The 7,554-nt window shown below is 43.1% G+C and carries 10 protein-coding genes; 5 read left to right on the forward strand and 5 right to left on the reverse strand.

Features of this window, described 5'->3' with window-relative positions; genetic code table 11:
* Positions 1-9 precede the first annotated feature (9 nt).
* The gene (locus R7E00_RS11000; RefSeq protein WP_017449080.1) at positions 10-708 is read left to right on the forward strand and encodes a glycosyltransferase family 25 protein; all 699 of its coding nucleotides are present in this window, start codon (positions 10-12) and stop codon (positions 706-708) included.
* Between the two features lie 24 nt (positions 709-732).
* On the opposite strand, the gene R7E00_RS11005 is transcribed toward R7E00_RS11000, so the two are convergent.
* The 5 genes from R7E00_RS11005 to R7E00_RS11025 are packed head-to-tail and all read right to left on the reverse strand — an operon-like array spanning position 733 to position 4,810.
* Positions 733-1,677, reverse strand: coding sequence for a glycosyl transferase family 90 (locus tag R7E00_RS11005; protein ID WP_213961940.1), 945 nt, complete (start codon positions 1,675-1,677; stop codon positions 733-735).
* Positions 1,674-2,159 (reverse strand): pantetheine-phosphate adenylyltransferase, encoded by a 486-nt coding sequence (gene coaD, locus R7E00_RS11010; protein ID WP_017449082.1) that lies wholly within the window; start codon positions 2,157-2,159, stop codon positions 1,674-1,676. Before coaD ends, R7E00_RS11005 begins: the two co-directional genes overlap by 4 nt.
* Positions 2,152-2,955, reverse strand: a complete 804-nt coding sequence (locus R7E00_RS11015; RefSeq protein ID WP_054574192.1) for a glycosyltransferase family 2 protein — start codon at positions 2,953-2,955, stop codon at positions 2,152-2,154. Before R7E00_RS11015 ends, coaD begins: the two co-directional genes overlap by 8 nt.
* Entirely contained in the window at positions 2,952-3,719 is a 768-nt protein-coding gene (locus tag R7E00_RS11020) for a glycosyltransferase family 2 protein (RefSeq protein ID WP_054574294.1), read from the reverse strand. The genes R7E00_RS11015 and R7E00_RS11020 overlap by 4 nt, the downstream gene beginning before the upstream one ends.
* Before the next feature lie 35 nt (positions 3,720-3,754).
* Positions 3,755-4,810 (reverse strand): glycosyltransferase family 9 protein, encoded by a 1,056-nt coding sequence (locus R7E00_RS11025; protein ID WP_054574193.1) that lies wholly within the window; start codon positions 4,808-4,810, stop codon positions 3,755-3,757.
* A gap of 107 nt (positions 4,811-4,917) precedes the next feature.
* On the opposite strand from R7E00_RS11025, the gene R7E00_RS11030 reads away from it, so the two are divergent.
* From R7E00_RS11030 to R7E00_RS11045, 4 genes are all read left to right on the forward strand, one after another.
* Positions 4,918-5,325 carry a diacylglycerol kinase gene (locus R7E00_RS11030; protein ID WP_005395798.1) on the forward strand — a complete coding sequence of 136 codons (408 nt, stop codon included), beginning with the start codon at positions 4,918-4,920 and terminating at the stop codon, positions 5,323-5,325.
* Between the two features lie 11 nt (positions 5,326-5,336).
* Entirely contained in the window at positions 5,337-6,047 is a 711-nt protein-coding gene (locus R7E00_RS11035; protein WP_005379425.1) for a 3-deoxy-D-manno-octulosonic acid kinase, read from the forward strand.
* A gap of 144 nt (positions 6,048-6,191) precedes the next feature.
* Positions 6,192-7,256, forward strand: a complete 1,065-nt coding sequence (rfbB, locus tag R7E00_RS11040; protein WP_017634983.1) for a dTDP-glucose 4,6-dehydratase — start codon at positions 6,192-6,194, stop codon at positions 7,254-7,256.
* A partial coding sequence (locus R7E00_RS11045; protein WP_276464448.1) for a sugar phosphate nucleotidyltransferase occupies positions 7,256-7,554 on the forward strand: 299 nt, incomplete at its 3' end. The genes rfbB and R7E00_RS11045, both read left to right, overlap by 1 nt.

The raw sequence follows: 7,554 nt of genomic DNA on the forward strand, positions 1-7,554 counted from the left end.
GGTTTAACGGTGGAACTAAGCAGTAATACACCATTGAAAGTGTTTGTTATTACAACTGGAAATGAAGAGCGAGTAAATCGCATTCAAAATTACCTAAAGGGTATCGATTTTGAATTTGTTTACTCAGATTCTTATGATGATCTTCTTAAGCTAGAGAAAGAGTATGAAAGTTACTCTCATAAGTTTCGCCAAAAAGCGATCATGGCTGGAGAGATTGGTTGCTTTAAGACACACTCTCAAGCATGGGAATTGATTGTTGCGTCAGGAACGCCTGCGATTGTTATTGAAGACAATATTGAGTTCATCGGTGAAGCATCAAGGTTACTTGCTGATGACGTACTAGCTTATATCCAAAGTTGTGGCTTAGTGAACTTTACTAACTTCTGCTACATTTTAGACCCAGAAAAACCTTTTAAAATATCAGATGTAAAAGAAAAGAAGCCATTTCCAACCGTGTGCTATGGCATTACACCATTAAGAGCTAGAGATCTATTAAGCAGCATGAAAAAAACGGCTTATGCTGTGCCAATTGACAAGTGGTTATCGATTCCAAAATTAAGTGGTTGTTATGGTTACATCAGCCCAATAGTGGTAGCGAAAAGAGAAGATAACCTGACTAGCATTGCTAATAAACGTAAGGGGAAAAAGACTTTTAATCCCCTTAATATGATTCAGCGTGTTATCAATAAAGTTAAGTACAATTACTAGTTGTTTCAGGGTTACCTAATAGATTTAGGTAACCCTTCTTGTTTCTGCAAGATTAAAATACTTCTCTGCGACTAATAGGGAAATCAACCTTTCTCTTTTAGTATCTTTAAATTGCTCAACCCATTGGTGAGCATTCTGTATAATTTCTTCTGCCTTGTCAGGGTGTTCCAAGTAGTAGTCCATTTTTTCATCTAGGTCAGAAAAATCATCTTTGACTTGAACAAAGTGCACACCCGCTTTTAATTTCCCTTCCATAAACCATGTTTCGTAGCGCAGTTTAGGGGTAAAGCACAAAGAATTGGAGGACATGATCCACTTAAGATTAGTTGCGACGTCCATTCCCTCCAAGCTTAGAATGAATTTGTACTCAAGTTGTTCTGAGATACTCATTGAAGGGGTCACGTAGCTCAGTTGTTCTGGATCTTTATCCTGCGTATCCACTCGACCGATGTTGCAGCGAGGATTATGGAAATGACAAGAAAGTAGTTTTCTTCGATTTGGTCGAAATCCCGTCCCACGCCATACAATCATGTCTTTTTTAGTTTGGTACGGCTTGTCTTTATCCACAAAAAAGTAGTGTCTAACGGCGTTTAGCTTTAGTAGGACCGAGTTAGTGTTCTCTCCTTCAATAGGTCGACTTTTTAAAAAACTCGGCTCGTTTGGTACATCAATGACATCGCCATTGACATATTTGAAGACGGCCTTTTTAGGGAAGCATTTAATAACCTTCAACAGATCATAGTAATAAGCGCTGCCGCCGGTTTTTTTAAAGTCTTTTACTTTCGTAAGATCTGGAGGAGTCAGTTCGAAGCTCGTGGTATGTTTATTGTAGTAATTAACTCGTTCACGCAAGTACTCTTCATCATAGCTTGGAGCACGTACTAACAGTTTTTTTGCGGAATAACGAAACAAAAAAGAAGGTAAATAAGCGAGTATTCCGTTAGATAAGTAATACTTTAACTTTTTCATGCTGAACGTAGTTTTTCTAAGATGGCTGTGTTTACAGGATTCGGAACGAATTGGGCGACATTTCCGCCATGAATCGCTACTTCTCTTACTATTGTTGAGGACAAGAACGCGAACTCTTCAGAAGGGGTAAGAAAAATACTTTCTAGTCCGGGTAGTAACTTACGGTACATGCTCGTCAAACCAAACTCGTACTCAAAGTCCATTGTTGTGCGAAGCCCTCTGATTAGGATCGAGGCTTGTTGTTCTTTGGCGAAATCCACAAGTAAACCACTAAAGCCGACAACGTTGACATTGCTTAAGTGTTGACAGCATTGGTGGACCAGGTCTACACGCTCATCCAACGAGAACATGGTGTTTTTCGAAGGGCTAGCTGCAACTCCAATTGTTACTGAGTCGAACATTTTTGCTGTACGTTCGATTAAATCTAGATGGCCATTAGTAATTGGATCAAAAGTTCCAGGATAGATCACTTTTTTATTCATAGCTGCAATCCTCTGAAATAAACTGATCAACACCATTCTCACAGCGTTTAAGCTTGTTTTTAATGGTGTTTTCTAAAATCTCGTCATTTTGTCCGAGTGACGCACGAGAGTTTTCTACGTGGTACAAGTGGTAGCCTACACCTGCGAATTTTAGGTAAAGACGTGACTTACCCGCATTCAACATGCGATGAACAAACTCGCTGTCTTCGCGTCCCCATCCAACAAAATCTTGGTTGAAGCCATTCACCTCGATGACATCTTGTCGCCAAAACGCCATGTTGCAACCGCGAGTGGCTTTATCGTTATTGCGCTCGTAAGAGAACCATTTCGATAGCAAAGCGTTGGTGATGCAGTTTTTACGATTGCGAATGCCTTTGCTGAAAATGGAAGGCACTAAGCCGTTTTCCATGATGGCCTTGCTGCAGCTTTCATCCGTTAACACACGTCCACCCTGCACAAACCAATTTGGCTTTGCGACTTGCTTATGTGATTCAATAAACGTTTGAGACAACACCATGTCGCCATCAATCATGATGAGGTAGTCACCTGATGCTTTTGCGATCGCACGGTTGCGGCTCATTGAAAGTTGAAAGCCATTATCTTCGTGCCAGCTATGAATAAGTGGTACTGGAAAGCCGTCACGCAGTTGGTCGATCATTGCTTTGGTGTCTTCTCGAGAGCCATCATCTGCAACAATTACTTCGTCAGGCAAAACGGTTTGACGTTTCACGCTTTCTAACACCGCTTTTAATGCTTCTTTCCAGTTGTAAGTGGTGATAATTAAAGTCGTTTTCATGATTTTTTTGCCTGTTCACGTAAGTAGAGATCGATATATTTTACAAAAGTAGAGTGCATGCTTAGCCAAGCTAGAATGAAGCCATGCTTGCCATCAAGGAAACCTCGTTTGAGCACATACATCTTCAAAAAGCTCGCAAGAGCGTGAACGATAGCGGTCGTTAAACCTGCTTTCTTTTTACCTTCACGTTCATCCGTCCAGGCCTTGAGGTAACCAGTGGTTTTATTGATGTAATGATGAAGGTGCTCGTAAGTGTAGTGATGCAGTCGACCATCCAACTTTTCAGTTTGATAGTTTTTCTCATCAACTTTTTCATGAACGAGCGAATCATTATATTGCGTATATTCGGTGCGATATAAGCGCACAATCCAGTCTGGAGACCAACCAGAATGGTAGATGAACTTACCAAACGCTGAGCTTAGTCGATTAAGTTTGTATAAAACGTTCGGCTTATTGGCTGATACCGCGTGTAAGATACTTTCTTTTAGCTCTGGAGTGACTTGTTCGTCCGCATCAAGCCACAAAACGTAGTCTGCCGTAACGTATTGCTGCGCCAGTTGGCGCTGTTTACCGAATCCTGGCCAATATAGGTTGGTGTAAAACTTATCTGTGTATTGTCGGGCGATTTCTTCAGTGCGATCAGTGCTGCCCGAGTCTAGAAGGACAATCTCATCGACCCAATCTTTTACTGTGTCTAGACAAGCTTGTAAGTGCTTCTCTTCATTTTTTACAATTAAGGCAACGGCTAAGGTTGGTTTGGACAAGGTCATTTCCTTCTTAACAAATCAAGACAGTAAGTTTACTGGTATTGAGGATACAAATCTTCTAAGACTTGATCGAACATGCTCATTACTTGAGTGTTGGTAATGCGGTTCATTGCCGTTTCATCTTTAGCGCGAGTTCGCCAGCTTAACTCGTGACTATTTTTGCCTGTTTCCGCAAAGATTGTTTCTTCATAAACCGAGACAACGTATTTTAGGTAGCGGTAAGGTCCCACTCGCAGCGGGTTATGGTGTGCATAGAGCCCGATGATTGGCGTTTTCATGGCATTTGCCATGTGTGCTGGTCCGGTATCGGGGGCGATGACCATTTCAACCTTATCTATTAACGCAAGCATTTGCAGAATTGAGCTTTGTCCAACTAAATTTAGACACGGTTCTTCCAAGCGAGATTGAATGGCCTCTGCCAGGTCCAATTCTACCTGAGCAGGGCTGCCTGCCAGAATCACGTTCCAGCCTTTTGCTCTGGCGTGATGAATCACATCCACATAACCTTCCGCGTTCCAGTTTTTATAAGCTTTGCTCGCACCAGGCACAATCAACAGGTTAGGTTTACTACGAGAAATATGAGACTCTGCCCAAGCTTGGTCGCGGTCTGAATAAGAAAGTACCCAGTCTAGTTCTGCCTTTGGTACCCCAATTTGATGGGCAAAGGCCATTAAGCCATCTGCGACATGCAGAGATTGCGGGGAAGGCACTTTGACATTGGTAAATAGTGTTTGAAAGTCCTGGCTTCTATCAAAAGAGAAACCAAGTTTGTATTTTGCTTTAATGCCCAACGTTGCGACACTCGCTCGAATCGCGTACTGCATATGCAATAGCGCATCAAACTCTCTGCCTTTCAGCTGTCGCCAAAGCGATTTGTAGCCATCAAGTCCCGCTTTTTTATCAAAAACAATCACTTCTACACCATCGATGGCGGCTAATAACTGGGCTTCAAGTTTACCCGTTATCCAAGTAATCTGGGTCGAAGGCCAGTATTTCTGAATAGCTTGAATGGTGGCGATAGTATTGCAAACGTCTCCGATAGCTGACAAACGCAAGACGCATAGTGACGATGGGGCAGAAGTGAACATAATTATTGTCTGATTCGATGAATAGAGGCAGGTAAATTATGCAGACATCCCCAATAAATGTAAAATACACGGCTCGAATATAGCTAAGTACTGATAAGTGTTCTGCAATGTCAAAGACAACACCACATCAATCGCAAGAATCTGGCAAGCCGGGTAACACCGGGCTAAAGCGCATCGTTAAAGCGACGGGTTATTCGATCCAAGGATTAAAAGCGGCTTTTAAGCATGAAGCTGCCATTCGACAAGAGTTGGCTCTTTTGAGTATTGCTGTGATTTTGGCTTGGCTAGTGGATGTCGGCATGGTTGAGCGTATCTTAATGATCGGGGTCGTGGTATTAGTCTTGATTGTAGAGCTTGTAAACTCAGCGATTGAGGCGGTAGTGGATCGTATCGGTATTGAACGGCATGAACTCAGTGGTCGAGCTAAAGATATAGGCTCTGCTGCCGTTATGGTTGCTTTGGCGTTTGCTGCATTTACTTGGTTGTATATATTAGCCAGCCGGTATTTAGGCTAGAGGGTGAGCGTATGACTCAACAGTATAAAAACAACAACCAAGTGATCTGGTTTGATGACGAGATCATTACAGACCCTAGCCAACCGATATTTGATGCGGAATACTGGCAGTCCTCCGACAAGGTGGTTGGCAGTGCGACGGGGCGAGGCACGACATGGTTTATCCAACTAGAGAACATGCAAGCGGCACTACGTCATTACCGTCGTGGCGGTTTGTTTGGGAAGTTAGTTAACGATCATTATTGGTTCTCTGGCTGGGATAACACCCGTTGTGCGCAAGAGTTTCAGCTTTTGTTGGCGCTAATTGAGGCTGGGGTACACGTTCCTCGTCCTATTGCAGCAAGAGCCGTAAAGTCAGGACTCTTCTATCAAGCTGATTTATTAAGTGAGCGAATCCCAAACGCCAGAGATCTGGTTAGTATCTTGCAAGAACAGTCTTTATCGGTAGAAATGTATCAGAAAATAGGGCAAGAAATTGCCAAGATGCATCAGGTTGGCGTTAACCATACCGATTTGAATATCCACAATATCTTGATCGACGACAAAGATAAGGTATGGATTATCGATTTTGATAAGTGTCGTTTTGAAACTTCTGGTGACTGGAAGCATCAAAATCTAAATAGACTTCTGCGTTCATTTAATAAAGAGCGTTTAAAGCGACAGATTATTTGGCAAGAGTCCGATTTTGAACATTTTCAGGACGGTTATGCTTCTCAATCTTAATTGAGTTTTTTATCATTTTATATTGATTGCTCTAAGTAAGCCTTCTTGAGTCTCACGATGCTCGAGTGAGTCTATAAACTACAATAATCATAAAGTATTCATGTGTATCTGATGGCACAAAAATTAACGTAGGTAACATTTGTAATGAAAATATTAGTAACCGGTGGAGCAGGCTTCATTGGGTCAGCTGTTGTCCGACATATCATTCGTGACACCCAAGATACCGTCATCAATTTAGATAAACTGACCTACGCAGGGAATCTAGAATCACTGGTTGATGTCTCAGAGAGTGAACGTTACTACTTTGAGCAAGTAGATATTTGTGACCGAGCTGAACTAGATCGCGTGTTTTCAGAGCATCAACCCGATATGGTTATGCATTTAGCGGCTGAGTCTCATGTCGATCGCTCTATTGATGGTCCTGCTGCTTTTATTGAGACCAACGTGATGGGCACTTACCATCTGCTCGAAGCGGCCCGTCAATATTGGTCGGGCTTAGATGAAGCGCGCCAATCGGCATTCCGTTTTCATCATATTTCTACGGATGAAGTGTATGGCGATCTAGAGGGAACGGATGATTTGTTCACCGAAACCACCTCATACGCGCCGAGCAGCCCATATTCTGCATCTAAAGCTTCGAGCGATCACCTAGTTCGCGCTTGGCAGCGTACTTATGGTTTACCGACACTTGTCACCAATTGCTCCAACAACTATGGTCCGTACCACTTCCCAGAGAAGTTGATCCCTCTGATGATTTTAAATGCCCTCGATGGCAAGCCGTTGCCTGTGTACGGTGATGGTATGCAAATCCGAGATTGGCTGTTTGTGGAAGACCATGCCCGCGCGCTTTACAAAGTAGTCAACGAAGGTGAAGTCGGTGAAACCTATAACATCGGTGGCCATAACGAAAAAGCAAACATCGAAGTAGTGAAAACCATTTGTGCTTTGCTTGAAGAGCTGCGACCAGACAAGCCGGCAGGTGTTGAGTCTTATGAATCTTTGATCACTTATGTCAAAGATCGCCCCGGTCATGATGTGCGCTACGCAATTGATGCGACCAAGATTGCTCAAGAGCTTAACTGGACGCCGGAAGAAACCTTTGAAAGCGGCATTCGTAAAACCGTGGAATGGTACCTAAACAACCCGCAATGGTGGCAACGCGTGCTTGATGGTTCATACAGTTTAGAGCGATTAGGAGCGGGCGAATAATGAAAGGCATTATTTTAGCAGGTGGCTCGGGCACTCGCCTTTACCCTATTACACGCGGTGTCTCTAAGCAGTTACTGCCGGTTTATGACAAACCAATGATTTACTACCCGTTGTCAGTACTGATGCTTGCGGGCATTCGTGAAATCTTGATCATCACCACGCCAGAAGACCAGGAAGGATTTCAGCGCCTATTGGGTGATGGCTCAGAGTTTGGCATTGAGTTGCAATACGCGATTCAACCAAGTCCAGACGGCTTAGCTCAAGCCTTCATCATTGGTGAAGAATTCATTGGCGATGA

This window comes from Vibrio sp. Vb1755 (assembly GCF_033338635.1).
In the GTDB taxonomy this organism is placed as follows: domain Bacteria; phylum Pseudomonadota; class Gammaproteobacteria; order Enterobacterales; family Vibrionaceae; genus Vibrio; species Vibrio alginolyticus.